This is a genomic window from Sphingobium sp. DN12 (assembly GCF_051058005.1).
GTDB classification, from domain to species: domain Bacteria; phylum Pseudomonadota; class Alphaproteobacteria; order Sphingomonadales; family Sphingomonadaceae; genus Sphingobium; species Sphingobium yanoikuyae.
In genome coordinates this window covers 3,691,410-3,715,311 of the sequence record NZ_CP173717.1, presented here as the reverse complement: position 1 = coordinate 3,715,311, position 23,902 = coordinate 3,691,410, and the positions used below count along the sequence as shown (strand labels likewise).

The 23,902-nt window shown below is 66.3% G+C and carries 23 protein-coding genes; 11 read left to right on the top strand and 12 right to left on the bottom strand.

The features are described from left to right. Positions 1 to 91 precede the first annotated feature (91 nt). Complete coding sequence (locus tag ACI6S0_RS17605) at positions 92 to 1,027, bottom strand: ribose-phosphate pyrophosphokinase (protein ID WP_026109493.1); 936 nt, start codon at positions 1,025 to 1,027, stop codon at positions 92 to 94. A 222-nt stretch (positions 1,028 to 1,249) separates the two neighbouring features. Here ACI6S0_RS17605 and ACI6S0_RS17600 point away from each other — a divergent pair, with 222 nt between their 5' ends. From ACI6S0_RS17600 to ACI6S0_RS17590, 3 genes are all read left to right on the top strand, one after another. Beyond that, a complete protein-coding gene (locus ACI6S0_RS17600) occupies positions 1,250 to 2,911 on the top strand; it encodes an NAD+ synthase (RefSeq protein ID WP_434403766.1) in 1,662 nt (553 codons plus the stop codon). A 101-nt stretch (positions 2,912 to 3,012) separates the two neighbouring features. Next, positions 3,013 to 4,347: a glutamate--tRNA ligase gene (gltX, locus tag ACI6S0_RS17595; RefSeq protein ID WP_434403765.1), complete on the top strand. Its 1,335-nt coding sequence runs from the start codon at positions 3,013 to 3,015 to the stop codon at positions 4,345 to 4,347. Positions 4,348 to 4,391: 44 nt separating this feature from the next. Beyond that, positions 4,392 to 4,841: a hypothetical protein gene (locus ACI6S0_RS17590; RefSeq protein ID WP_434403764.1), complete on the top strand. Its 450-nt coding sequence runs from the start codon at positions 4,392 to 4,394 to the stop codon at positions 4,839 to 4,841. A 4-nt stretch (positions 4,842 to 4,845) separates the two neighbouring features. Here ACI6S0_RS17590 and ACI6S0_RS17585 read toward each other — a convergent pair whose 3' ends face one another. The 4 genes from ACI6S0_RS17585 to hemC form a co-directional block, all read right to left on the bottom strand. After that, a complete protein-coding gene (locus tag ACI6S0_RS17585) occupies positions 4,846 to 5,595 on the bottom strand; it encodes an esterase/lipase family protein (RefSeq protein ID WP_434403763.1) in 750 nt (249 codons plus the stop codon). Between the two features lie 111 nt (positions 5,596 to 5,706). Continuing rightward, complete coding sequence (locus ACI6S0_RS17580; protein WP_136185724.1) at positions 5,707 to 6,579, bottom strand: hypothetical protein; 873 nt, start codon at positions 6,577 to 6,579, stop codon at positions 5,707 to 5,709. Between the two features lie 28 nt (positions 6,580 to 6,607). Next, the gene (locus ACI6S0_RS17575) at positions 6,608 to 7,267 is read right to left on the bottom strand and encodes a uroporphyrinogen-III synthase (protein ID WP_434403762.1); all 660 of its coding nucleotides are present in this window, start codon (positions 7,265 to 7,267) and stop codon (positions 6,608 to 6,610) included. Further along, positions 7,264 to 8,190, bottom strand: coding sequence for a hydroxymethylbilane synthase (hemC, locus tag ACI6S0_RS17570; protein ID WP_333702590.1), 927 nt, complete (start codon positions 8,188 to 8,190; stop codon positions 7,264 to 7,266). The genes ACI6S0_RS17575 and hemC overlap by 4 nt, the downstream gene beginning before the upstream one ends. Positions 8,191 to 8,234: 44 nt before the next feature. Between hemC and tsaD the strand changes: the two genes are divergently transcribed. From tsaD to ACI6S0_RS17555, 3 genes are read left to right on the top strand one after another with little or no spacing between them, the layout of a single operon-like run. Further along, a complete protein-coding gene (gene tsaD, locus ACI6S0_RS17565) occupies positions 8,235 to 9,269 on the top strand; it encodes a tRNA (adenosine(37)-N6)-threonylcarbamoyltransferase complex transferase subunit TsaD (protein ID WP_279776164.1) in 1,035 nt (344 codons plus the stop codon). Continuing rightward, positions 9,266 to 10,237 (top strand): NAD(P)H-dependent glycerol-3-phosphate dehydrogenase, encoded by a 972-nt coding sequence (locus ACI6S0_RS17560; protein ID WP_434403761.1) that lies wholly within the window; start codon positions 9,266 to 9,268, stop codon positions 10,235 to 10,237. The genes tsaD and ACI6S0_RS17560 overlap by 4 nt, the downstream gene beginning before the upstream one ends. Before the next feature lie 33 nt (positions 10,238 to 10,270). Next, the gene (locus ACI6S0_RS17555; RefSeq protein ID WP_017502654.1) at positions 10,271 to 11,803 is read left to right on the top strand and encodes a lipopolysaccharide biosynthesis protein; all 1,533 of its coding nucleotides are present in this window, start codon (positions 10,271 to 10,273) and stop codon (positions 11,801 to 11,803) included. Between the two features lie 65 nt (positions 11,804 to 11,868). Here ACI6S0_RS17555 and ACI6S0_RS17550 read toward each other — a convergent pair whose 3' ends face one another. Beyond that, positions 11,869 to 12,867 (bottom strand): adenosine kinase, encoded by a 999-nt coding sequence (locus ACI6S0_RS17550; protein WP_434403760.1) that lies wholly within the window; start codon positions 12,865 to 12,867, stop codon positions 11,869 to 11,871. Between the two features lie 119 nt (positions 12,868 to 12,986). Between ACI6S0_RS17550 and ACI6S0_RS17545 the strand changes: the two genes are divergently transcribed. Then, the gene (locus tag ACI6S0_RS17545; RefSeq protein WP_434403759.1) at positions 12,987 to 13,661 is read left to right on the top strand and encodes an EI24 domain-containing protein; all 675 of its coding nucleotides are present in this window, start codon (positions 12,987 to 12,989) and stop codon (positions 13,659 to 13,661) included. After that, a complete protein-coding gene (locus ACI6S0_RS17540; RefSeq protein ID WP_004208885.1) occupies positions 13,661 to 14,029 on the top strand; it encodes a hypothetical protein in 369 nt (122 codons plus the stop codon). Before ACI6S0_RS17545 ends, ACI6S0_RS17540 begins: the two co-directional genes overlap by 1 nt. On the opposite strand, the gene queG is transcribed toward ACI6S0_RS17540, so the two are convergent. Beyond that, a complete protein-coding gene (gene queG / locus ACI6S0_RS17535) occupies positions 14,010 to 15,068 on the bottom strand; it encodes a tRNA epoxyqueuosine(34) reductase QueG (RefSeq protein ID WP_434403758.1) in 1,059 nt (352 codons plus the stop codon). The two genes, ACI6S0_RS17540 and queG, sit on opposite strands and share 20 nt — an antisense overlap. Positions 15,069 to 15,090: 22 nt before the next feature. On the opposite strand from queG, the gene ACI6S0_RS17530 reads away from it, so the two are divergent. Genes ACI6S0_RS17530 through msrB form a run of 3 tightly spaced genes read left to right on the top strand, consistent with a single transcriptional unit; the run spans position 15,091 to position 17,738 of the window. Then, the gene (locus ACI6S0_RS17530) at positions 15,091 to 16,056 is read left to right on the top strand and encodes an ABC transporter ATP-binding protein (protein WP_037510108.1); all 966 of its coding nucleotides are present in this window, start codon (positions 15,091 to 15,093) and stop codon (positions 16,054 to 16,056) included. Next, positions 16,053 to 17,243, top strand: coding sequence for an ABC transporter permease (locus ACI6S0_RS17525; protein ID WP_004208882.1), 1,191 nt, complete (start codon positions 16,053 to 16,055; stop codon positions 17,241 to 17,243). Before ACI6S0_RS17530 ends, ACI6S0_RS17525 begins: the two co-directional genes overlap by 4 nt. 18 nt (positions 17,244 to 17,261) lie before the next feature. Next, positions 17,262 to 17,738 (top strand): peptide-methionine (R)-S-oxide reductase MsrB, encoded by a 477-nt coding sequence (gene msrB, locus ACI6S0_RS17520; protein ID WP_037510022.1) that lies wholly within the window; start codon positions 17,262 to 17,264, stop codon positions 17,736 to 17,738. Here the strand turns inward: msrB and ACI6S0_RS17515 are convergent. From ACI6S0_RS17515 to purH, 5 genes are all read right to left on the bottom strand, one after another. After that, positions 17,725 to 19,494: a hypothetical protein gene (locus tag ACI6S0_RS17515; RefSeq protein WP_434403757.1), complete on the bottom strand. Its 1,770-nt coding sequence runs from the start codon at positions 19,492 to 19,494 to the stop codon at positions 17,725 to 17,727. The two genes, msrB and ACI6S0_RS17515, sit on opposite strands and share 14 nt — an antisense overlap. Beyond that, entirely contained in the window at positions 19,472 to 19,891 is a 420-nt protein-coding gene (locus ACI6S0_RS17510; protein WP_010338689.1) for a GtrA family protein, read from the bottom strand. The genes ACI6S0_RS17515 and ACI6S0_RS17510 overlap by 23 nt, the downstream gene beginning before the upstream one ends. A gap of 4 nt (positions 19,892 to 19,895) precedes the next feature. Further along, positions 19,896 to 21,422 (bottom strand): NAD(P)/FAD-dependent oxidoreductase, encoded by a 1,527-nt coding sequence (locus ACI6S0_RS17505; protein WP_434403756.1) that lies wholly within the window; start codon positions 21,420 to 21,422, stop codon positions 19,896 to 19,898. 180 nt (positions 21,423 to 21,602) lie between these two features. After that, positions 21,603 to 21,935 carry a UrcA family protein gene (locus ACI6S0_RS17500; RefSeq protein ID WP_278986275.1) on the bottom strand — a complete coding sequence of 111 codons (333 nt, stop codon included), beginning with the start codon at positions 21,933 to 21,935 and terminating at the stop codon, positions 21,603 to 21,605. 228 nt (positions 21,936 to 22,163) lie between these two features. Continuing rightward, on the bottom strand, positions 22,164 to 23,756 hold the full coding sequence (gene purH / locus ACI6S0_RS17495; protein WP_434403755.1) for a bifunctional phosphoribosylaminoimidazolecarboxamide formyltransferase/IMP cyclohydrolase: 1,593 nt from the start codon (positions 23,754 to 23,756) through the stop codon (positions 22,164 to 22,166). Positions 23,757 to 23,902 lie beyond the last annotated feature (146 nt).

Here is a 23,902-nt window from a genome sequence, read left to right as displayed (position 1 = left end):
CGTCAGATACGACAACGCCGGCCGAGCGACGCTCGACCGGCGATATCATGACATCATCAAACGGGCTGACGACCGGTCAGCCCGCGCGCGATCAGTCGAACAGGCTGGAAACCGAGCTTTCGTCGGCGATGCGCTTGATCGCTTCGCCCAGCAGCGGGGCGATCGGCAGGTGGCGGATGCGCTTGGCCTCGTTCACCGCATCGGTGCCCTGGATCGAGTCGGTGATGACCAGTTCCAGCAGTTCCGATGCCTCGACGCGGGCGACCGCGCCGCCCGACAGCACGCCATGGCTGACATAGGCGACGACTTCCTCGGCGCCCTGCGCCTTCAGCGCGGCGGCGGCGTTGCACAAAGTGCCGGCCGAATCGACGATATCGTCGATCAGGATGCAGAAACGGCCCTTCACGTCGCCGATGATGTTCATCACTTCCGACTCGCCGGCGCGCTCGCGGCGCTTGTCGACGATGGCGAGCGGCGCGTTGTCGAGCCGCTTGGCGAGCGCACGGGCGCGCACCACGCCGCCGACGTCGGGCGACACGACCATGATATTCTTGTCGCCGAAGCGGGCCTGGATATCGGCCGACATCACTGGCGCACCGAACAGATTGTCGGTCGGGATGTCGAAGAAGCCCTGGATCTGCCCGGCATGGAGATCGACCGAGAGGACGCGGTCGGCGCCGGCGGTGGTGATCAGGTTGGCGACCAGCTTGGCCGAAATCGGCGTGCGCGGGCCGGGCTTACGGTCCTGGCGGGCATAGCCGAAATAGGGGACGACGGCGGTGATTCGCTTGGCCGATGCGCGCTTGAGCGCATCGATCATGATCAGCAATTCCATCAGATTGTCGTTGGTCGGATAGGCCGTCGACTGGATCACGAACACGTCTTCGCCGCGGACATTCTCATGAATTTCCACGAAAACTTCTTCGTCGGCAAAGCGGCGGACGCTGGCCTCGGTCAGGGGGATTTCGATATAGTCGGCGATGGCGGCCGCGAGCGGCTTGTTCGAATTGCCGGTCATGAGTTTCATGGCGAAAATCCCCAGGCTAATTGGCGTGACGAATTGATGACGATGCGCGAAACGCGGCCCCTTTAGCGGCGCATGTCCCATGTGGAAAGGCGCTTTTGCGCCCTGCGACAAAATGGACCCCGCATTTTCAGAACATGCGCGAAGCGGGCGTCCGGTTCGAAAATGCGGCATCGGAAAACAGAGCATTTTCGCAAATAGGCAAAATGCTCTAGGGCGCGTGACATGACCGACAAACTCGTGATCGCGCTCGCCCAGATGACCCAGACCATGGGCGACCCCAGGGCCAATGCCGACGCCATGCTGGAATGGCGCGCGCGCGCCAAGGGCGCGGACCTGATCGTCTTTCCCGAACTGCAACTGATCGGCTATCCGCCCGAGGATCTGGTGCTCAAGCCCGCTCTGCTCGACCAGGCAAACTATCATCTCGACCGGCTGGCGCAGGAAAGCGCCGATGGCGGCCCGGCGATGCTGGTGGGCACCGTGGTTGCTTCGCAGGGCGTGCTGTTCAATGTCGTCGCTCTGATCGAAAATGGCGCCGTCACCGCGATCCGCCAGAAGCGCGAACTGCCCAATTACGGCACCTTCGATGAAAAGCGCCTGTTCGCGCCAGGCCCGCTGCCCGCGCCGATCGAGTTTCGCGGCGTGAAGATCGGCGTGCCGATCTGCGAGGATATCTGGTTCCCCTTCGTCACCGCCCATCTGCGGGCCGAGGGTGCGGAAATATTGATCAGCCCCAATGGCAGCCCGTTCGAGGTCGACAAGGATGATCGCCGCCTTAACCTGGTCGCGGGCACCCGCGTCCGCGAAACCGGCCTGCCGCTGGTCTATTTGAACCGCGTCGGCGGCCAGGACGAACTGGTGTTCGACGGCGCCTCCTTCGTCATGAACGGCGACCTTTCCATCGCCCAGCAACTGCCCGATTGGGAGGAAAAGCTGGTGCTGACGACATGGGAAAAATGGGACGGCCAATGGGTCTGCCTGCCCGGCGAGCGTCATGAACTCGATCCGCGCCCGGCCGACATCTACAATGCGATGCTACTGGGCCTGCGCGACTATGTGAACCGCAACCGCTTCCCCGGCGTCGTCCTGGGCCTGTCGGGCGGCATCGATTCCGCTTTGTCCGCCGCCGTTGCGGTCGATGCGCTGGGCGCCGACCGGGTCTGGTGCGTGATGATGCCATCGCGCTTCACCAGCCAGGAAAGCCTGGATGACGCGGTCGAATGCGCCCGCCTGCTCGGCGTCCGCTACGACAGTATCCCGATCGAACCGGCGGTTTCCGCCTTCGACACGATGCTGGCCCCGGTGTTCGAGGGCAAGGCGCGCGACCTTACCGAAGAGAATATCCAGTCGCGCATTCGCGGCCTCACCCTGATGGCTCTCTCCAACAAGTTCGGCCATATGCTGCTGACCACCGGCAACAAGAGCGAGATGTCGGTCGGCTATGCCACCATCTATGGCGACATGGCCGGCGGCTATTCGGTGCTGAAGGACGCTTATAAGACGACGGTGTTCGACCTGTGCCGTTGGCGCAACGAGAATCTGCCTTCGCTGGCCGAGGGTTTCGGCCCGGCCGGCCCGGTGATGCCCGAACGCGTCATCACCAAGCCGCCCAGCGCCGAATTGCGCGACAATCAGAAGGATGAGGACAGCCTGCCGCCCTATGAGGTGCTGGACCCGATCCTCTATGGCCTGGTCGAGGAGGAATTGTCGGTGGCCCAGCTGGTCGAGCGCGGCTTCGACAAGGCGGTCGTCACCCGGATCGAGCATCTGCTCTACATCGCCGAATATAAGCGCCGCCAGTCGCCGCCCGGCGTGAAGCTGGGCATCCGCAATTTCGGCCGCGACCGCCGCTATCCCATCACCAACGCCTTCCGCAGCGTCTAACTATTCAGGCCGTTCGGTTCGAGCCGCTTCGAGCGTGTCGAGAAGCGTCGTCGAGAACTGTTCTCGACAAGCTCGAACCGAACGGGTTCAGGACCGGATTTATGACCGTCATCACCCGCTTCGCCCCGTCGCCGACCGGCCACCTTCATGTCGGCAATATCCGCGCCGCGCTCCACAATTGGCTGTGGGCGCGCAAGTCCGGCGGCCAATTCCTGCTGCGCCTGGACGACACCGATCTGGAGCGTTCGCGCCCCGAATATGCGGAGTCGATTCTGGCCGACCTGCAGTGGCTCGGCCTCGACTGGGACGGCCAGGAAAAACAGTCGGAACGCTTCGCCCTCTATGAGGAAAAATTCGAGGCATTGAAGGCCTCTGGCCATGTCTATCCAGCCTATGAAACCAGCCAGGAACTGGAACTGCGCCGCAAGGTCCTGCTCGGCCGTGGTCTGCCGCCGGTCTATGACCGCGCCGCCCTGTCGCTGACCCCGGACCAGATCGCCGCTTATGAAGCCGAAGGGCGCACGCCCCATTGGCGCTTCAAGCTCGACCATGACCAGCCGATCGTCTGGACCGACCTGATCCGTGGCGATCAGCGGTTCGATCCCAAATTGCTGTCCGACCCGGTCATCCGCCGCGCCGACGGCTCATGGCTCTACATGCTCCCCTCGGTCATCGACGATGTCGACATGGGCGTCACCCATGTGCTGCGCGGCGAGGACCATGTCTCCAACACCGCGACCCAGATCCAGATGTTCACCGCGCTGGACGCGTCGCTGCCCGCTTTCGCCCATGAAGCGCTGCTGACCGGCAGCGAGGGCAAGCTGTCGAAGCGCCTCGGTTCGCTCGGCGTCGCCCATTTCCGCGAGGTCGGGCTGGAGCCCGCCGCGATCGCGTCGCTGCTCGCCCGTCTCGGCAGCTCGCAGCCGATCGAGCCCTTCGCTGACTATGCGCCGCTGATCGAGACGTTCGACTTCGCCCATTTCGGCCGCGCCCCCGCTCGCTTCGACGAAACCGAACTGGCGACGCTCAACCAGAAGATCGTCCATCAACTCCCCTATGAGGTGGTCGCCGATCGCCTGCCCGCCGGCATGGATGCCGCCGCCTGGGCCGCGATCCGCCCCAATCTGGAAACGGTGGCGGGCGCGGCCGACTGGTGGCAGATCGTCACCGGCCCGATCGCCGCGCCGGAAGTGGCCGAAGAAGACCGTGATTTCCTCGCCGCCGCCCATCGCATCCTGTCCGGCGCCGTCTTCGACGCCGACATCTGGCGCACTTTGACAGGCGCGCTCAAGGAAGAAACCGGCCGCAAGGGCAAGATCCTGTTCCTGCCCCTGCGCCGGGCGCTTACCGGCATGGACCACGGCCCCGACATGGGCCAGCTCCTGCCGCTGATTGGCCGGGAAGAGGCGCTCAAGAGGCTGGCGGTGGCCGGTTGATCGGGTTAGGCTGGCCACACCGGATCATTCTGGAGACCAGCCTGATGCGTTATGCTCTCATCCTGTCGTCCGGCCTGCTGCTCATGGGAGCCGCAGCGCCGTCTGCTTCCTATAATATCTTTCCCGAACAGGCGGTGATGAATGCCGCGGCTGTCGCCCCCGATGGGGTGAAGGGGGTGTTCGAACTGCCTGTCCGCGCCACTGGGCGCCAGGGCGGCTGGTTCTATCTTAATTCTCAGCAGGATTATCGCGATCCCCGCAACCTGACGATCGCCATTCCCGGCGCCATGGCCGATGCACTGGCACAGCGTTTCGGCGCGGAACTCGATCAATATCTGACGGGCAAGACCATCGCGGTGCGTGGCGAAGCGAAGCGGGTGAAAATTCATTTTCTGGCGGATGGCCGGCCAACCGAAAAATATTATTATCAAACCCATGTGCGGCTGACCGATCCCAACCTGCTGACGGTGGAGGGTGAAACAGTCCGTTATTGACCGCTCAGGCGGCCATCATCTCCAGCGCCTTGCCGACGGCCAGAATCCCTTCCGGCGCGGCGGCGAAGCCCATATGGGTGCAATCGACCTCGATCGCGCGGTCGCGCTCGCCGGCGCGGCCTCGCGCGCATTCAGGCAGGATCACGCCGTCGCGCTGCGACCAGAGCGCCACGGTCGGCACCGGCGGCTTCTCCTCGCGGGTGCAGGGGAAGGGCGGGGTATCGACCGGGAAGCCCGACACAAGCTGATAGAGGCGCCAGGCATGGTTGGCGCGCGGATCGCCGGAAAAGGGCGTGCCCATCGTCACCACGCCGCCGACCTTGGACTGCGCGAACTTGGCATATTCGCGCGCATAAAGACCGCCCAGGCTCCAGCCGACCAAAGTCACCGGCTTGCCGCTCGTCCGGCGGATCGCATCGACGCGGGCGTCGATCTTCTCCAGCGTATCGGCGCGCGGCCCGAAATTGCGGCCCATGTCCCAGCCATGCGCCTGATAGCCCGACGCGTTGAGGATCGCGCGCAGCGGCTCCATCCGATGTTCCGACGCCATCAGGCCCGGCACCAGCAATATATGCCGCCCATCACCGCGAATCGCGCGGCTCAGTTGTTCGGCCTGCGCCCTGGTGCGGCTGATGTCGAACGGCACCGAGGCATTGCCCAGCAGATGCGAGAGCGACGGACGCGCGGACGCACGAGGACCGCTGGCAAGGCGGCCCTTCCAGAAGCTGGCAATGGCATCGGCATAGGGTGGCACGAGAGATATTGTCCTGAACCGGGCGGAAAAGGTGACATTCTCGTGACAAACGCAGGGTGCGTCCATGGGTTTCATCGCAAGCGATGAACGGTATGTCTCAGGAAATGGAGCTCAGGGGGCGAGGGGGGATGTCTGGGCGACGCTGGCGCCCTCGGTCGTGCGCAACTGGCGCGGCTCCAATATCGCCGCTGTCTCGATCAGGTCGAGCGCCCGGCGCGCCTCCAGATAGCGGCGGGCATATTGCATCCAGCGATCGGCCGCAGCGCGATCGGGCATGCGCTCCACCTCGGCCAGCGCCGCGCCGACCCGGCTGGCGTCGATATAGCGCAGCGCCCGCTGCATCGCCATTTGCGGCCGGGGCGAGGGGGTGGAGGATTTGCGGATGATGATCAGCTCGCGGGCCTCATGCTCGAAACTGTCCCACCAACTGGCGTCGGCCGGCGGCGAGGTGACGCGATCGGCGACATCGACCAGGCCGGCGCGCAGGTCGGCCAGCGTCACCGGCTCGCGCGCGGCATTGATGATGGTGGCGACGGCGCGGGGCTGGGCCTGGCCGAAGCGCAGCCGCAACTGCCCCTCGACATAGCCGAGCGGGGCGCCGGTATCGAGCGCGCGGCGGGCGGCAAAGGCGACCAGCAGCCCTTCGGCGCGCGCGGCATTGCCCGACGCGGCCTGCGCCTCGACAGTGATGCGGTTGAGCCGCTCCTCCAGCTGGATCACGCGGGCGTCGAGCATCTGCGCGGCATCCGCCGTCAACGGACGGCCCGACGGGATGGCGTTGCTGCCCAGCAGCGGCGCGGGCAGGGCGGGCGTCGCCGCCTCATCCTGGCCCCAGCGCCGTTCGATCTGCGGCATCGCCCAGATGGTGACGCCGATGCCGATCAGAAACGCGAACAGCAGCAGCACGGGCGTCAGCCAGGATGTGCGTCGGCGCGCGGGCGGCGGCGTTTCCTGCTGAATTTCCACACTCTCCTGCTCGTTCATCAAGTCTCTCTCGTTTGCGACCGCGGTTTCATTCGCACAATCGACGGGCGAGGGCCAGTACCGCCGCATCATTGGGCGCATCGGCGGCCTGCGCGCTGCCCCATCCGCTGCCGCAGGCGGCAAGCGCGGCCGGGCTTATCGCCACCACGTCGCTGGTTGCGCGCTGATTTTCGGCTAATATCTCCGCCAACCGGGCGCCGGCGGCCGCAGAATGGACCAGCAGCACGCCGCCGCTCAGCTCCAGCGGATCGCAGGGCAGGGGCATCATCCGATAGACCGGAATGCGCGTCACCCGCAGCGGCCCCGCGTCCATCGGCGCCACCGCCTCACCCGACAGGTGCAACAGCGCTCGGTGCCCGTCGGCCACGATCCGCGCCGCGATTGCGCTGGCATCGCCATCCCCCGCGACCGGATCGGCAAATCCCGCCGTCCGTAGCGTCTCGGCCGTCGCTGCGCCCACGGCATAGGTCGGCAAGGCGCGATAGGCCTGCAGCGCGACCCCGCCGAATCGCACCGTCTGCGCGCTCGTCACCAGCAGCGCATCGAAATCCCCGGCGGGTGGCGGCGTCCAGGCCATCGCCTCGGCCGCGAACAGCGGACACAGCCGCACCGCCAGCCCCATGGCCATCGCCTTGTCCGCCGTCCTGCCGGCGCCGGGCGCGGGCCGCAGGATGATGAGCGGTCTCACCCCTCGAACAGGCTGCGCAGTGCCGGGCTTGCCCGCTCCAGCAGGCTCCGGCCGATCGCCTCGGCCGCGTCGAAATCGCCGCGCGCCAGCCGTGCCTCGTCCCGCACCGTCTCGTCCCCTTCCGGGCTGATGATCTCGGCGCGCAGATGAATCTGTCCGCCCTCCAGCAGCGCGAGCGCGGCGATCGGCGAATGGCATGTGCCGCCCAGGCCCCGCAGCACGGCGCGCTCGGCCATCACGCAATCGAATGTGTCGCGATGGTTGATCGCCGCCAGCCAGCCCAGCATGGCGTCATTGTCGGCCAGCGTCTCGATGCCGACCGCCCCCTGCGACGGCGCCGGCAACATGGTGTCGATCTCGACCGTGGCGCCAATGTCCGCCTGCCCCAGCCGGTCGAGCCCGGCGGCGGCGAGCAACGTCGCATGGGCCTCGCCGGCCTCCAGCTTGGCCAGCCGCGTGGCGACATTGCCGCGGAACAATATGATCTGCGCATCGGGGCGCAACTGCTTCACCTGCGCGGCGCGGCGCGGCGAACTGGTGCCGACGATCGGCTGCGGCGGCAGCGCGGCAAAATTTTCCGCGCCGACCAGCCGGTCGCGCACATCGGCGCGCGGCAGCATCGCGGCAATGCGGATCGCATCGGGCCGGATCGTCTCGACATCCTTCATGCTGTGGACGGCGCAATCGATCTCGCCCTCCACCAGCGCCCGGTCCAGCTCCTTGGTCCACAAGGCTTTTCCGCCGATTTCCGCCAGCGCCCGGTCCTGGATCCGGTCGCCGCTGGTCTGGACGATGACGGTGGTGATGGCGTCCTGATCCCAGCCATGGGCGTCGCGCAGCGCCTGCGCGGTCATATGGGCCTGGGCCAGCGCAAGCGGCGATCCCCTGGTGCCAAGGCGCAACGGTCGTTCGGGTCTTTTCATAAGCGGCTTGCTCTAATGGCCACGGGCACTAGATGGAAGCGGCAATGACCATCATCCTCGGCCTGGAATCAAGCTGCGACGAAACCGCGGCGGCGCTGGTGACGGCTGACGGGCAAATATTGGCCCATCGCCTCGCCACGCAGGAAGACGCGCACCGCCCCTATGGCGGCGTCGTGCCCGAAATCGCGGCCCGCGCCCATGTCGAGGCTTTGGCCCCGCTGGTCGAGGCGGCACTGGCCGACGCAAAGATGACGTTGGCCGATGTCGATGTCATCGCCGCCACCGCCGGCCCCGGCCTGATCGGCGGCGTGATGGTTGGCCTTGTCACCGGCAAGGCGCTCGCCCATGCCAGCGGCAAGCCGCTGGTCGCGGTCAATCATCTGGAGGGGCATGCGCTCTCGCCGCGCCTCGCCGACCAGAATCTGCAATTCCCCTATCTGCTGCTGCTGGTGTCGGGCGGCCATTGCCAGCTGCTCAGGGTCGACGGCGTCGGCCAGTATCGCCGCCTCGCCACCACGATCGACGATGCCGCGGGCGAAGCTTTCGACAAGACCGCCAAGCTGCTCGGCCTCGGTTTTCCAGGCGGCCCGGCGGTGGAAAAGGCGGCGGCGCAGGGCAATCCCCGCGCCGTGCCACTGCCGCGCCCGCTGGTCGGCACCGACGAACCCCATTTTTCCTTCGCCGGCCTCAAGAGCGCGGTGATGCGCGCCGCGCAGTCGGGCCAATATGCGGTCGAGGATATCGCGGCGAGCTTCCAGCAGGCGGTGATCGACTGCCTGCTCGACCGCACCCGGCGTGCGCTCGCCGCGAGCGAAGGCGTGACCGCGCTGGTCGTGGCCGGCGGCGTCGCCGCCAATCAGTCGGTGCGTGGAGCATTGACCACGCTGGCGCAGGATCATGGCCTGCCCTTCGTCGCGCCGCCCTTGTGGCTCTGCACCGATAATGCGGCGATGATCGCCTGGGCCGGCGCGGAGCGCTATGCTGCGGGCATGACCGACGATCTCACCATCCCCGCCCGGCCGCGCTGGCCGCTCGATCCGACGGCGGAAAAGGCGCGTGGAGCAGGAGTGAAGGCATGAAGGCGGGAGTCATCGGAGCAGGCGCCTGGGGCACCGCGCTGGCGCAGTTGCTGGCGGCCGACGGGCAGGATGTGCGCCTCTGGGCGCTGGAAGCCGATGTGGTCGATGCGATCAACGGCGCCCATGAAAATCCGCTCTATCTGCCCGGCCTGCCGCTTTCGCCCTCGATCCGGGCGACCGGCGTCCTGTCGGACCTGGCTGATCGCGACCTGATCCTGGTGGTCAGCCCGGCCCAGCATCTGCGCAGCGTCGTGGCGCAGGCGCCGGCCGGCGTGCCGCTGGTTCTCTGTTCCAAGGGGATAGAGGCGGGCACCGGCCTGTTGATGTCGGAAGTCGCGGCGCAGGCGCAGCCGACCTCGCCGATCGCCGTCCTCTCCGGCCCGACCTTCGCCCATGAAGTGGCAAAGGGCCTGCCGACCGCCGTCACCTTCGCCTGCGCGGACCAGGCGCTGGCCGAAAAGCTGGCGGCGCGCATCGCCCGCCCGACTTTCCGCCCCTATCTGTCGGATGATGTCGTCGGCGCGGAAATCGGCGGCGCGGTCAAGAATGTGCTCGCCATCGCCTGCGGTGTGTCGGAAGGCGCCGGCCTTGGCCTCAACGCGCGAGCCTCGCTTATCAGCCGGGGCTTTGCCGAAATGACCCGCTTCGGCCTGGCACGCGGCGCCCGCGCCGAAACGCTGGGCGGCCTGTCGGGGCTGGGCGATCTCGTCCTCACCTGTTCCTCCACCAATTCGCGCAACTTCTCGCTCGGCAAGGGGCTGGGCGAGGGGCAGAGCGCCGCCGACCTCCTCTCCAACCGTCGCACCGTGGCCGAAGGCGCGCATACCGCGCCGGTGCTGCGCGATGCAGCCCGCGCGGCCGGCGTCGAAATGCCGGTGGTGGAAGCCGTCTGTGCCCTGCTCGGCGACGCCGCACCATTGGCTCAGGTCATCGACGCGCTGCTGGCGCGTCCGCTGCGGCCTGAATAAGCATCGCCGCGACACAATAGATCGCCTATAGACATGAGCATGACAATCGAGGGGGACCAGGGTCCTGTGACCGCGCAGGCGACCCCTGCCGAACAGAAGGATGACATCGCCGCCCTGGCCAAGGGCGGACGGACCAACGTCTTCGGCTTCCTGCTGCGCCTGGCTGCGCGCCTGCCTTTCCTGTTCATCGCCGGCCGCTGGTACGGTGCCGATGCGCTGGGACGCTTCGCCTATGCCGTGCTGGTGGTTGAATTCGTCGCCCAGATCGCGACGCTGGGTCTCAAGCGCGGCCTTGCCGGCGCGCTCGCCCAGACCGAACGGCCGCACAGCCATGTCGTGACCGACGCGATGGTTGTGACGCTGATCGCATCGCTGCTGGGGGCCGGCCTGTTGATCGCCTTTCCCCAGGCGATGTTCCCCAACAGCGGCATCAACGGGCTCGACCGGTTGCTGGCGCTGATCGTCATCGCCGTTGCGACCTCCGACGTGGCGCTCGCCGCCTGCGCCTATCGCTTCGACATCGGCGCCACGGTCCGCGCGCGCTCGATCATCGAACCCTGGGCGATCAGCATCGGCGCCTTTGGTTTCGCTTATTATTCGCTGCGCGACGGCCTGATCCTCTCCTATGTCGTGTCGATGGTCGCGGCGATGATCGCCTCGATCATCCCGATGTGGCGCCATTATGGCCGGCCCCATGGCTGGCGTCCCGATGCCGGGCGGCTCTGGCGTCTGGCGCGCCGCAACCTGCCGCTCGCGGCCGCGGATGGCGTCGAATGGGGTTCGCGCCGGCTCGACATGGCGATCCTGGGCCTGTTCGTCAGCCCGGCGATCGTCGGCATCTATTATGTCGCGCAGCAGGTGGCCTCGTTGCCGCAGAAATTGAAGACCAGCTTCGACCCGATCCTGGGCCCGGTCATCACCCGCAACCTGGCGGAAGGCAATCTGGCGGCGATCGCGCGCCAAGTCAGCCAGGTCGGCTTCTGGATCATCGCGGCGCAGGCCGGAATCGCGCTGGCGCTCGGCATTCCGGGCGAGGCCGTCATGGGCCTGGTCGGTCCGCATTTCGTCGGCGGCACCGGTGCGTTGGCCTTCCTGCTGCTGGCCGAAGTGGTTGCGGCGACCGCCGTGGTCAGCGAATCCGCGCTGGTCTATATTGCCCGCCACCGCAATCTGATGATCTCGCTCAGCATGATCGCGTTGCAGGCGGCGCTCAGCTTCGGCCTGATCCTGCTCGGCAAGCGATTCGGCCTCACGCCGCAGGAACTGGCCGCCGCGCCGGCTCTGGGCCTCTGCATCGCGCTCGGCGCTGGCGCCTTCGTCAAGGCGCGCCTGCTCTCCAGCCTGCTCCACGCCCGCGTCAATGCCTGGCGCTGGCCGCTGCTCAGCGCCTCGGGCGTCGCCTGCATTGTTGGCGCGGCCTTCGTCGCCCTGCCGGCGCGCTTCGAATGGGTCGAGCTGGCGGTCGGCGTCTGGGCGATCCTGGGCGCCTATGGCTTCGTCATCTGGCGCTGGGGCTTCGGCCCGGACGACCGCGCCCTGTTCCGCAAGCAGAAGGCCCCGGCCTGATCCACCCAATAAAAAAGCCCGCCTCTCGACCGGAGAGACGGGCTTTTTGTCAGTGTCTGTCGCGATCAGGCGAACAGCTTGGCGCGGATCAGGTTCAGATCTTCCTCGGGACGCGCGCCCCAGTGCGAAATGACTTCGGCGGCCGCCGCAGCGCCCAATGCCAGGCAATCCTCGACGCTGCGCTCTTCCAGATGCGCGGCCAGATAGCCGGCGGCGAACAGGTCGCCCGCACCGGTGGTGTCGATGATCTGGCTGACGGGTGCAGCCGGCGCCTCGTGACGCACGCCATCGACGATGGCGACCGCGCCCTTTTCGCTGCGGGTCGACACCAGCACCGGCACCTTGTCGGCGAAGCGGGCCAGCGCCTTGTCGAAATCATCGACCTGCGCCAGCGACTGGATCTCGCCCTCGTTCGAGAAGAGGATGTCGATCAGCCCCTGTTCGATCAGGTCGATGAAGTCGGCGCGATGGCGGTCGATCACGAAATTGTCGGACAGGGTGAAGGCGACCTTGCGGCCGGCATTGCGGGCGGCGTCGATCGCGGCGCGCATCGCAGCGCGCGGCTGCTCGGGATCCCACAGATAGCCTTCCAGATACAGGATGCGGGCCGACTGGATCAGTTCCAGGTCCAGCGCCGCTTCGGGCAGGAACTGCGAGGCGCCCAGGAAGGTGTTCATGGTGCGCTGCGCGTCGGGCGTCACCAGGATCAGGCAGCGGGCGGTCGGAATGTCGCCCTGCACCGCCGGCGTGTCGAACTTGATGCCCAGCGCGCGCACGTCATGGGCGAAGACTGCGCCCAGCTGGTCGTCATTGACCTGACCGATGAAGCCGCACTTGGCGCCCAGCGCAGCGAGGCCGGCCAGCGTGTTGGCGGCCGAACCGCCGCTGATTTCCTTGGCCTGGGGCATGTCGGCATAGAGGGTCTCGGCCATTTCGGCGTCGATCAGCTGCATGCCGCCCTTGGTCAGTGCATGCTGCGCCAGAAAGGCGTCATCGCTGCGGGCCAGAACGTCGACAATGGCATTGCCGATCGCGACAACGTCAAGCGTGGGGGAAGAAGTCACGCGGGCTCCTGTGAAAGATGATAGGAAAATAGCGGTAAATTGGGCCGTCTCTACCGGTCCGGGGGCGCTGGCGCAACGCTGCTGATTGACGGGCGCACCGGGGCGCAGGATATCGGGCCATGATCATCACTGCGGCACTGCGCGCCTTCCCCCTGATCTTCCACGCCGCCGCGCGCCGGCTGCTGGTCAAGACGCTGGCGCTGACCCTGTTGCTCTTCGCTTTGTTGGGCGTCGGCCTATGGGCGGCCTTTCACGCCACGCGCCTGCATTTCGGCTGGGGCGAGGGGGATGGCTGGGGCGGCATGGCGGAGGCGGCAGCGACCGGCCTTGCCATGATCGCGGCCAGTTGGCTGCTGTTCCGCACCATCGCCATGCTGGTCATGGGCCTGTTCGCCGATGATGTGATCGAAGCGGTGGAGCGCGATACTTATCCACAGGCTGTGGGCCGGCCGGTCGGCTATGCGCGCAGCCTCCATTATGCGCTGCGATCGGTCGGCCGTACGCTCGGCTGGAACCTGCTGGCGCTGCCCGCCTATGTGCTGCTGCTGGTCACGGGGATCGGCACGATCGGGCTGTTCCTGGCGGTGAACGCCTATCTGCTCGGCCGCGACCTTGCCGACATGGTCGAGCCGCGCCATCCCGGCCTGCCGCCGATCGGCCGTGGCAACCGGTGGCTCATGGGCCTCGTTTCGGCGCTTCTCTTCCTCATTCCCCTGGTCAACCTGCTTGCGCCGATCTGGAGCGCGGCTATGGCGGTCCACATGTTGCTAGGGTCCAGGAGGAAGCCGGTCTGATGTCGCCCCGTTTCGCGCTCGCCGCGCTCCTGTCGCTGCCGCTTGCGGCCTGTGGCGGCGTCGTCCCGCCCGCTACCAGCTATACTCCGCCGCCCGCCGGTCCGCCGGCCAGCGCCTTCACCAAGACCGGCCCGCTGATGGGCATGGACGCCAAGCGCCTGACCCAGATGTTCGGCACGCCGCGCCTCGACATTCGCGAAACGACCGTGCGCAAGCTGCAATTCGCCAATGGTCGCTGCGTGCTCGACGCCTATCTCTATTCGCCCGGCAAGGGGAAGGAGCCGGTGGTGACCCATGTCGATGCCCGCACGCCCGCCGGCACCGATGTCGATCACGCCTCCTGCGCGGCTACGCTCCAGCAGCGCTGAGTAATTGGCCTAGCGCCCATTCGGCCGCTTCCGCCACCACCGGATCGGGATCGGAGGTCAGCGGCCGCAGCCGGTCGACCAGCCGCAGGTCGCCGCTATTGCCCGCCGCGATCGCCGCATTGCGCACCATCCGGTCGCGCCCGATCCGCTTGATCGGCGATCCGGAGAAAATCTCGCGAAAACCGGCATCGTCCAGGTCCAGCAGGTCGCCCAGCGCCGGCGCCGCCAGCTCCGCCCGGCCGATGAAAGCGCGGTTGGCCGCCGCCCCCTGCGCAAACTTGTTCCACGGGCAGGCCGCCAGGCAATCGTCGCAGCCATAGATGCGATTACCCATCCGTGCCCGGAACTCTTCCGGGATCGGTCCCTTATGCTCGATCGTCAGGTACGAGATACAGCGCCGCGCATCGACGATATAGGGCGCGGGAAAGGCATCGGTCGGGCAGGATGACAGGCAGGCCGTGCAACTGCCGCAATGGTCCACCTCCGGCGCATCGGGCTCCAGCGCGATCTCGGTATAGATGGCGCCCAGGAACAGCCAGCTGCCATGTTGGCGGCTCACCAGATTGCTGTGCTTGCCCTGCCAGCCCAGCCCCGCGCCCTGCGCCAGCGGCTTTTCCATCACGGGTGCGGTATCGACGAACACCTTGAGCGCGGTCGGCTGCTGATCGACCAGCCAGCGGGCCAGCGCCTTCAGCGCCTTCTTGACCACATCATGATAGTCGCGGCCCTGCGCATAGACGGAAATACGGCCCCGATCGCCGACCTCGGCCAGCGCCAGCGGATCACGGTCGGGGGCATAGCTCATCCCCAGCATGATGACGCTCCGCGCCTCGGGCCACAGGCCCGTGGGCGATCCGCGCTGCTCGGCCCGCTCCTCCATCCACAGCATGTCGCCATGATGGCCGGCCTCCAGCCATTGGCGCAGCCGCTCGGCCGTGCGCGGCGCGGCGTCGGCGCGCGCGATCGCACAGGCGGCAAAGCCCAACTGCGCGGCCTGCGCTTTCAGGCGCTGCTCCAATGTTTCGTTTTGCACTGGCATGGTCCGGGATTATCAGGGGCGGATGATCGGTGACACTCCGGCTCCTGCCGCCCCCTATGCCGTCGAAGGCCATGCTCTTGTCAAGGCGTTCGGCGATTTTCGCGCGGTGGATGGCGTCGACATCGCCGTGCCCGCCGGCACCATCTACGGCATTTTGGGGCCGAATGGCGCGGGCAAGACCACCTTGCTGCGCACCTTGCTCGGCATCATCGACCCTGACGAGGGCCACCGCACCCTGCTGGGCGATGGCGCGCCGCTGCGCATGGCCAAGCAGGTCGGCTATCTGCCCGAGGAGCGCGGCCTCTACCCGTCGATGAAGGCCTATGAGGCGATCGCCTTCATGGGCGCGCTGCGCGGCCTGCCGCTCCATGTCGGGCGCGAACGGGCGCGCGCCATGCTTCAGGACTATGGTATGGGTGCCTCGGTCGAAAAGCCGATCCGCCAGCTCTCCAAGGGCATGGCCCAGACGGTGCAACTGTTCGGCACGATCGTCCATGAACCGCGCCTCATCGTCCTCGACGAACCCTTCTCCGGCCTCGATGCGATGAATCAGGAAAAGCTGGAGGCGCTGATCCGCGATCAGGCGCGCAAGGGCGTCACCATCCTCTTTTCCACCCATGTCATCGCCCATGCCGAACGATTGTGCGAACGCATCGCCATTGTCGCTGGCGGCCGCATCCGGTTTGAAGGATCGGTCAGCGACGCGCGCGACCGCCTGCCGCCCCAGGTGACATTGCGCACGCGGCTGAGCGACGGCGCCTGGCGCCGCGCCTTGCCGACCGATACGCTGGCGCAGGATGGCGCCTGGCATTTCGCGCTGCCCGATGATGGCATCGAACCGCTGCTGCGCGCCCTGCTCGATGGTCAGGCGGGCATCGAAAGCCTGTCGATCGAACGGCCGGGCCTGCATGACGCCTTTGTCGCGATCGCGGGGGAGGCTGCTGCGCGCCAGATGCGCGATGACGCCACGCAGGAGGCCGGGGCATGAAGGAATTGCTGCGCGCCGCCAGCGTCATCGCCCGGCGGGATTTCACCGCCGTCGTCCTGTCGCGCACCTTCATCCTGTTCCTGATCGGGCCGCTGGTGCCGATCGTCATCGGCATGGTCTTTGCCGGTTTCACCCAGAAGATTTCCAGCACAGACCTGCGCCCGGTCGTCGGCATCGCCATGGCGCCGGCCGATGTCGGCGCGCTTGAACGGGCGCATGCGCGCCTGACCGAACGCATGGGGCCACAGGCGCTGCCGCGGCTTCACGCCGTGCCACTCGGCACCCCGCCCCGCACCCAGTTGGCCCGGCCCGATTCCGACGTCGTCGCCATCCTGTCGGGCACGGTCTCCCGCCCGGTCCTCACCGGCAAGCCCGAGGATCTGGACCGGTTGCAGGGCGATCTCAGCCTGATCGCCAGCGCGGCGCAGGCCGAAAAGGTGCTGCACATGGTCAAGGTCGAGCGGCAGGAAGTGGCGACCAGTCTCGGTGCCCAGTCGCAGGCTCGTTTGCTGATCGGCCGCACCGGCCAGATCGTCATCTTCTTCCTCACCATCTTGCTGGCGGGCATGATCCTGTCCAATCTGGTCGAGGAAAAGACGAACAAGATCATAGAGATATTGGCTGCCGCCGTGCCGGTGGACGCGATCTTCCTCGGCAAGCTGATCGCCATGCTGGGGATGAGCTTCGTCGGCATCGCCTTCTGGGGCGCCACCGCCTTCACCATCTTCATGGCGTTGAAGGCGCCCGGCACGGTCCTGCCCGATCCGGCGGTGGGCTGGCCCGCCTTCATCGCGCTCGGCATCATCTATTTCGCCATGGCCTATACGCTGCTCGGCTCGCTGTTCCTGGGCATCGGCGCACAGGCGGCGACCGTGCGCGAGGTGCAGACGCTCAACATGCCCATCACCATGGGCCAGATGATGATCTTCTTCTTCGTCTCCTACACGGTCGACCATATGGGATCGCCGCTGGAAGTGGCGTCGGTGGTCTTTCCCTTCTCCTCGCCCTTCGCGATGATCGCGCGGGCGGCGCAGGATGCGGCGCTCTGGCCGCATCTGGTGGCGATCCTGTGGCAGGGCGTCTGGGTCGCCCTCATCATCCGCATCGGTGTGCTGCTGTTCCGCCGCCATGTGCTCAAATCGGGCGGTCGCTGGTGGAAGCAGTTGTTCAGGAGCTCGACAGGCTGAACAGGCTAGGGAGGGATAATGAACCGGCGGCATTTTCTCTATGGCGTCGCGACCGGCGCCTCTGCACTGGCCCTGTGGCAATTCCGCCCCGACGCGGCGGAAGCCGCCTATCCCTATCGCCTGACCGACGCGCAATGGCGCAACAAGCTCAGCCCCTGGGCCTATAAGGTGCTGCGCCAGGGCGCGACCGAATTTCCCGACAGCAGCCCGCTCAACCGGGAACATCGCGCCGGCACCTTCACCTGCGCCGGCTGCGCCCAAAATCTGTTCAGTTCCAAGACCAAGTTCGACAGCGGCACCGGCTGGCCCAGCTTCTATGCGCCCTTGCCCCGCGCCATCGGCACCTCGCGCGACTTCAGCCTGGGCGTGCCCCGGACCGAAGTCCATTGCGCCCGTTGTGGCGGCCATCTCGGCCATGTGTTCGACGACGGGCCCAAGCCCACGGGCCTGCGCTACTGCATGAACGGCGTCGCGCTGGCCTTCAGTCCCGCCTGACCTTGTAGATGCGCAGCGGCCCCTTGGTGGGCAGCGGCTGCAACCAGTCGGGTACATTGCCACGCGACAATTGCGCCGACAGGCTCTGGGGATGCTCCTTGGCATAGAGCGCATATTCGGTCAGGCCCGCGCAGGTCACGACATAGTCGGCGCCACGCCCACCATTGACCGACTGGATCACCGCGCGCGCCTTTTCCGGCGTCGCCATGAATCCTTCGATCACGGCGGTAATGCCGGCGGCATTGCGATGATGGGCAGTGCCGATCACGCGGTGCGGCGTCTGCACCAATATGTCGGGGCCAAGGTCCAGCGGCGCGAACAGGGTGGACGGGGGCAGGGTGTGCAGCGGCGCAAGCGTGGCTGCGGCTCGGCAATTGACGGCGCTGGTCTTGGCCGACGGAGCTTCGGGGATCAGGGCAATCCACAATGCGCTGATCCCGGCGGGAGTCAGCAGGATCAGCGCCACCGATCCCAGGACGCGCACCAGCGCCTGCGACGACGCCTGTACCTTGCGGAACAGGGCGATCAGCAACCAGGCGACACCGGGCAGGGCATAGACATGGGCGACCGACACGGCGCGCATCACCAGCAGCGACACCGCCATCGCCCCCAGCAGCAACAGGGTCAACGCCAGCCAGCGCATGCGCGCATCGCGGTTTACGGTTTGCCGCGCGGCGACCATTGCGCCGGCCAGCCCAACCAGCCCGGGCAACAGGATGACGCCGCGCAATGACAGGCTCTGGTCCCAGATCGGCCGGCCCTCCATCACCTGCAAATACCAATATTTATAGGCCAGTGGCCCGAGCGCCTGGAACGGATCGCCCGACAGGCAGGGGCCACCGATCGCCAGCAGGATCGCGATGGCGGCCCCGCCGCCGATCGTCGCGATCAGGAAGCGCCGGGTCATGCTGGCCGTGCCGATCAGCTTGCCGGCCAGCGGCACCAGCACCGCCATTGCCACCAGCGGCCAGACATAGGCGGCCGACAGCGCGTCGCATTGGTCATGCAGCAAGGCCGCCTTTCCGCGCAGCAAAGCCAGCAGCGCAAGCGCCGCCCCGCCCAGCGTCGCCGCAAAGGCTATGAAGCGCGATGCTTCCCGGCCGTCGAGCCATTGGCGCAGCGCAAACAGCCCGGCGAACAGCGCGACATAGGGCAGGGCTTCACTCGAAATCTGCAACCAGACCGCCAGCGCCAGCGCGCTCGTCACGCCGCCACGCACCCGGCCGCTATCCAGTGCGCCGGCCAGCGCGATCGTCGCCATCCAGATCTGCCAGCCATGATGGTCGATCCGCAGCGGCGTGAGCTGCACCAGGATCGACGGTGTCGTCAGCAGCAAGGCCACGGCCACCAGCGCCAGAACAGCATCGCCAAGCCGCCGGGCGGCCAGATGCACGGCGGCGGCCAACCCGCCCAGCAACAGCAGCGGCACGGTGATGCAGGCGACCAGCTCTGCGGTCGCAGGCCCCAATAGCGGCCGCGCCAGCAGGATCAGCCCTGCCACCGGCATGTCGACGATGCGCGACCAGTGCATCGGTCCGCCCAGTGGCGGGTTTACCCGATGCTGGCTGACGTCCCAGAAGCCCTGTCCGCCGATCCAGTCACGCACCTGCACCAGCCGCATGGCATCATCGGGATCGCGAAAGCCCAGCGCGGCGAAATCGCCATGGAACAGCCACAGCATGACCGCGCTGCACGCCAGCCAGGCGAGCAGGATCAGCCAGCGGCCATGACGCTCAGCTGCGCGCGAAAATGCCATATTTGCGGATCGCATAGACGCTCAGGAAACTGGCGGGCACCGATATCAGCTTGGCGATCGCCGGGGCAATGCCGACCGCGCTCAGCCCGCCAACCAGGACCATGGTGATCCCCATGCCAACCAGCGCACTGGCCACGAAGCCGAACCGCTGGGCGTGACTGGGGCCGGCGCCCGTGTCGAATACGAAACGGATGCTGATCACCCAATGCACGACCAGGCCGATCGCATAGCCCCCGAACGCGGCCAGAGTCGGCGTTGTACCGGCCCGGCTCAGCATCAGGAAGGTCGCCATGTCGCTCGACAGCGCGCAGATGCTGGCCAGCAGGTAGCGGGCGAACATGAAGCGCGCAGCGATGGCGCCCAGCCGGGCGGTCAGGGCGCGCAACGGCTCGCCCATCGGCTCATGCGGCCTTTAGGCGAGAGGGCACCAGTCGTTCGCTGGCAAGGGCGGCGCGCTGTCCTTCGACATCCTGCCCTTCCTCGCCCGATTCATGATATTCGGCATCCTCGTTGACGCCCCAGACGTCATAGACGCGGGTGCCGGCCTCGATGTTGCGCACCGTCAACATCGCCGTCATCATCGCATGATCCTGGTTGTTATAGCGGTGCATGCCGTTGCGGCCGACCAGATGGAGCGTCGGGGCGACGGCTTCCAGCTCGGTACGCATCGCCAGCACATGGTCGGCATAGGCATCGTCATAGACCGGATAGGCCTTTTCCTGCCGCACCACCGCGCCGCCGACGACATCGTCGGGATTGCACAGGCCCAGAATCGCCATTTCCTTCTTGGCCAGGTCGATCAGATCGGCGTCAGCCGACGCCCACAGCCCGTCGCCCTCGAAGCAGAAATATTCCAGGCCCACGCAAGCGACCGATTCATCGGGCACCATTTCGGGCGACCAGCTGCGGAAATTCTGGATACGGCCGACCTGCACCTTGCTGTCATGGATATAGATCCAGTTGTCGGGGAACAGGTCCTCCGACTTGATCATCAGCGCCACGGTCAGGAAGTCGCGATATTTGAGCTCCATCGCCTCGGGCAGGGTTTCGGGCAGCGGATGGATGCGCGCGGCCAGCTCGCGCATCGGCGCGGACGAAATCACATGGGCGGCGTTGATGATGACATCGCCATCCGGACCGTCCGCCACCACGCGCCAGCGCTCCGCGCCCTGGTCCTGCGCCAGCTGCTTCAGGCTGTGCGCCATCAAGATCTGGTTCCCGCCCTCGATCACCCGGTCGCGCGCGGCTTCCCACATCATGCCGGGGCCAAGGCGGGGATAGCGGAATGTTTCGAGCAACGTCTTGGTCGCCATGCCGTCATTGGGCTTCTTGTTGAGGCCGAGGCTCCGCTTCAGCCCATCGACCACCGCACCCCAGAGCGATAGGCCCTTGATCCGCTGCGCCGCCCAGTCGGCCGACATCTCGTCGCACGGCATGCCCCAGACCTTTTCGGTATAGGTCTTGAAGAAGATCGAGAAGAGCTTGTGGCCGAACGCGTTGACGGTCCAGTCCTGGAAGGAGCGGACATTGCGGTTCGGGAACAGCCTGGCCTTGGCAAAGCTCGCCATGCACAGGGTCGAACGCCAGATGCCCAGATTCCACAGCGCCTCGAACGCACGCAGGGGATAGGAGTAGAATTTCCCCTCATAATAGATGCGGCTCATGCGCGGGCGCTGGATGAAATCATCCGGCAGGATCTCGTTCCACAGGTCGACCACTTCCTTCGACTTGGAGAAGAATCGGTGGCCGCCAATATCGAATCGATAGCCATCCAGTTCGACCGTGCGGCTGATGCCGCCGACATAGACCGGGTCTTTCTCGATGACGGTGACGGAAAAGCCTTTCTTCGTCAGCAGATAGGCGGCGGTGAGGCCGGCCGGGCCTGCCCCGATGATGGCGACGTCCACACTCTGGTCGACACGCGACATGCTCTATATCCCCTGGATGGTCCTTCGTGTCTCGCTGAGTGAAGGAAATCCTCTAAGGAGTGGTTAATCGCCGGTAAGCATGAGTGGTCGCGGACATGACAAAGGGCCGCTCCGCATGTGCGGAACGGCCCCCTGCAGTCCCCGTGACGGGGAAGGCTTCCCTTGCGGGATGGGTGAAGATCAGCCCTGGCGCTGGGCCAGCGCGTTGAGGTCGCTGCGTGCGCCGTCCAGAGCGCTACCGACACAGTCGCGATAGTCGGGCGTCGCCGGCAGGATCGATCCATTGACCCAGCCGCACACCTGCTTGGCGGCGCGGCTGATGCGATAATCGGCGCGGCGCAGGCCATTGTTGCTGGCCAGGTTCAGGTCGGCCACCGATACGGCGATGGTGCGGGTGGTGAGGCCGGTGGTGCCGTCAACGACGACTTCGTTGCTGCTGTTGCCGGCGATAGCCATGCCAGGCAGCGCAAGGGCCATGGTGGCGGCCATCGCCACCAGCGTCTTCTTGGTCATCCTATTCTCCTGTCGAACATGCTTTTTCTTATGTCGTGCCCAACGCCTGACGTGGGTGCGGGGTCGTCATCCTAAATAGGATTGCCCGGTGACATTGAAAAGAGGCCAATTGCCAAAAAATGGCAGTTTTCTGCGATTTTGCGGGTGCGAACAGGATCGTTTCGCACCCGCATAAACCTGATCGCGATATCGTCCCGACGCGCCATCTAGCGCGTTGGGAAACAAGCCTTAATGGCGGAAGTGGCGCATGCCGGTGAAGACCATCGCCAGGCCCGCTTCGTCTGCTGCGGCAATGACTTCCTCGTCACGGATCGAGCCGCCCGGCTGGATCACCGCCGTCGCGCCGGCTTCCACCGCTGCCAGCAGGCCGTCGGCAAAGGGGAAGAAGGCGTCGGAAGCGACCGCCGAACCGATCGTGCGCGGTTCGCTCCAGCCGGCCTTCTCGGCGGCGTCCTTCGCCTTCCAGGCGGCGATGCGGGCCGATTCCAGACGGTTCATCTGGCCCGCGCCGACGCCGGCGGTGCTGCCACCCTTGGCATAGACGATCGCGTTCGACTTCACATGCTTGGCCACGGTCCAGGCGAACAGGCAATCCTTCAACTCCTGCTCGGTCGGCGCGCGCTTGGTCACGACCTTCAGCGCGTCCAGGTCAACCTTGCCATTGTCGCGGCTCTGGACCAGCAGGCCGCCGGCGATGCTCTTGACCATCAGGCCGGGGCGGGCCGGATCGGGCAGTTCGCCGGTCAGCAGCAGGCGCAGATTCTTCTTCTTGGCAAAGATCGCCTTGGCTTCGTCATCGGCGTCGGGCGCGGCGACGACTTCGGTGAAGATGCCGCTGATCGCCTCGGCGGTAGGGCCGTCGAGCGGACGGTTGACGGCGATGATGCCGCCGAACGCAGACACGCTGTCGCAGGCGAGCGCGGCTTCATAGGCTTCGATCAGCGTCTCGCCGGTGGCGACGCCACACGGATTGGCGTGCTTCACGATCACCACGGTCGGCGGGCCGTCGCGGAATTCGCTGACCAGCTCCAGCGCCGCATCGGCGTCGTTATAGTTGTTGTAGCTCAGTTCCTTGCCCTGGATCTGCTTGGCCTGGGCGATGCCGTTCGCGGTCGGGCCGTTGGGCAAATAGAGCGCGGCCGACTGGTGCGGATTCTCGCCATAGCGCAGCGTGGTGCTGAGCTTGCTCGACAGCGACAGGCTTTCGGGGAAGGCGACGCCCTGGTCGGCAAAGGCGAACCAGCTGGCGATCATCGAATCATAGGCGGCGGTGGCGGCATAGGCCTTGGCCGCCAGCATCCGGCGGAAATCATAGCTGGTGGCGCCGCCCTTCTCCGCCATTTCGGCGATCAGGCGGGCATAGTCGGCCGGATCGGTGACGATCGCCACGCTCTCATGATTCTTCGCGGCCGAACGGACCATCGACGGGCCACCAATGTCGATATTCTCGATGATCTCTTCGCGGTCGGCGCCCTTGGCCACGGTCGCGGCGAAGGGATAGAGGTTGACGATCACCAGGTCGATCGCGCCGATTTCATGCTCGTCCATCGACGCGACATGCTCGGCATTGTTGCGCACGGCCAGCAGGCCGCCATGGACCTTGGGGTGCAGCGTCTTGACGCGGCCGTCCATCATCTCGGGGAAGCCGGTCAGCTCGGAAATATCCTTCACGGCCAGGCCCGCCTCGCGCAGCGCCTTGGCGGTGCCGCCGGTCGACACCAGTTCGACGCCATGCTGGCCCAGTGCCTGGCCCAGTTCGATGAGGCCGGTCTTGTCCGATACGGAAAGGAGGGCGCGCTTGATGGTGACGTCGGTGGTCATGGGGATGCTTCCTGCTGTTCGGGATGCCGCTTCAGGCTTGCCGCAGCCCTCTAGTCGCGCGCGGCGCAAAAATACAGTCCTCAAGCGCAGGGAATTTCCCGATCTTGCGGGCTTTTGCCGCTACTGTATTGTGATTGCATAACAGT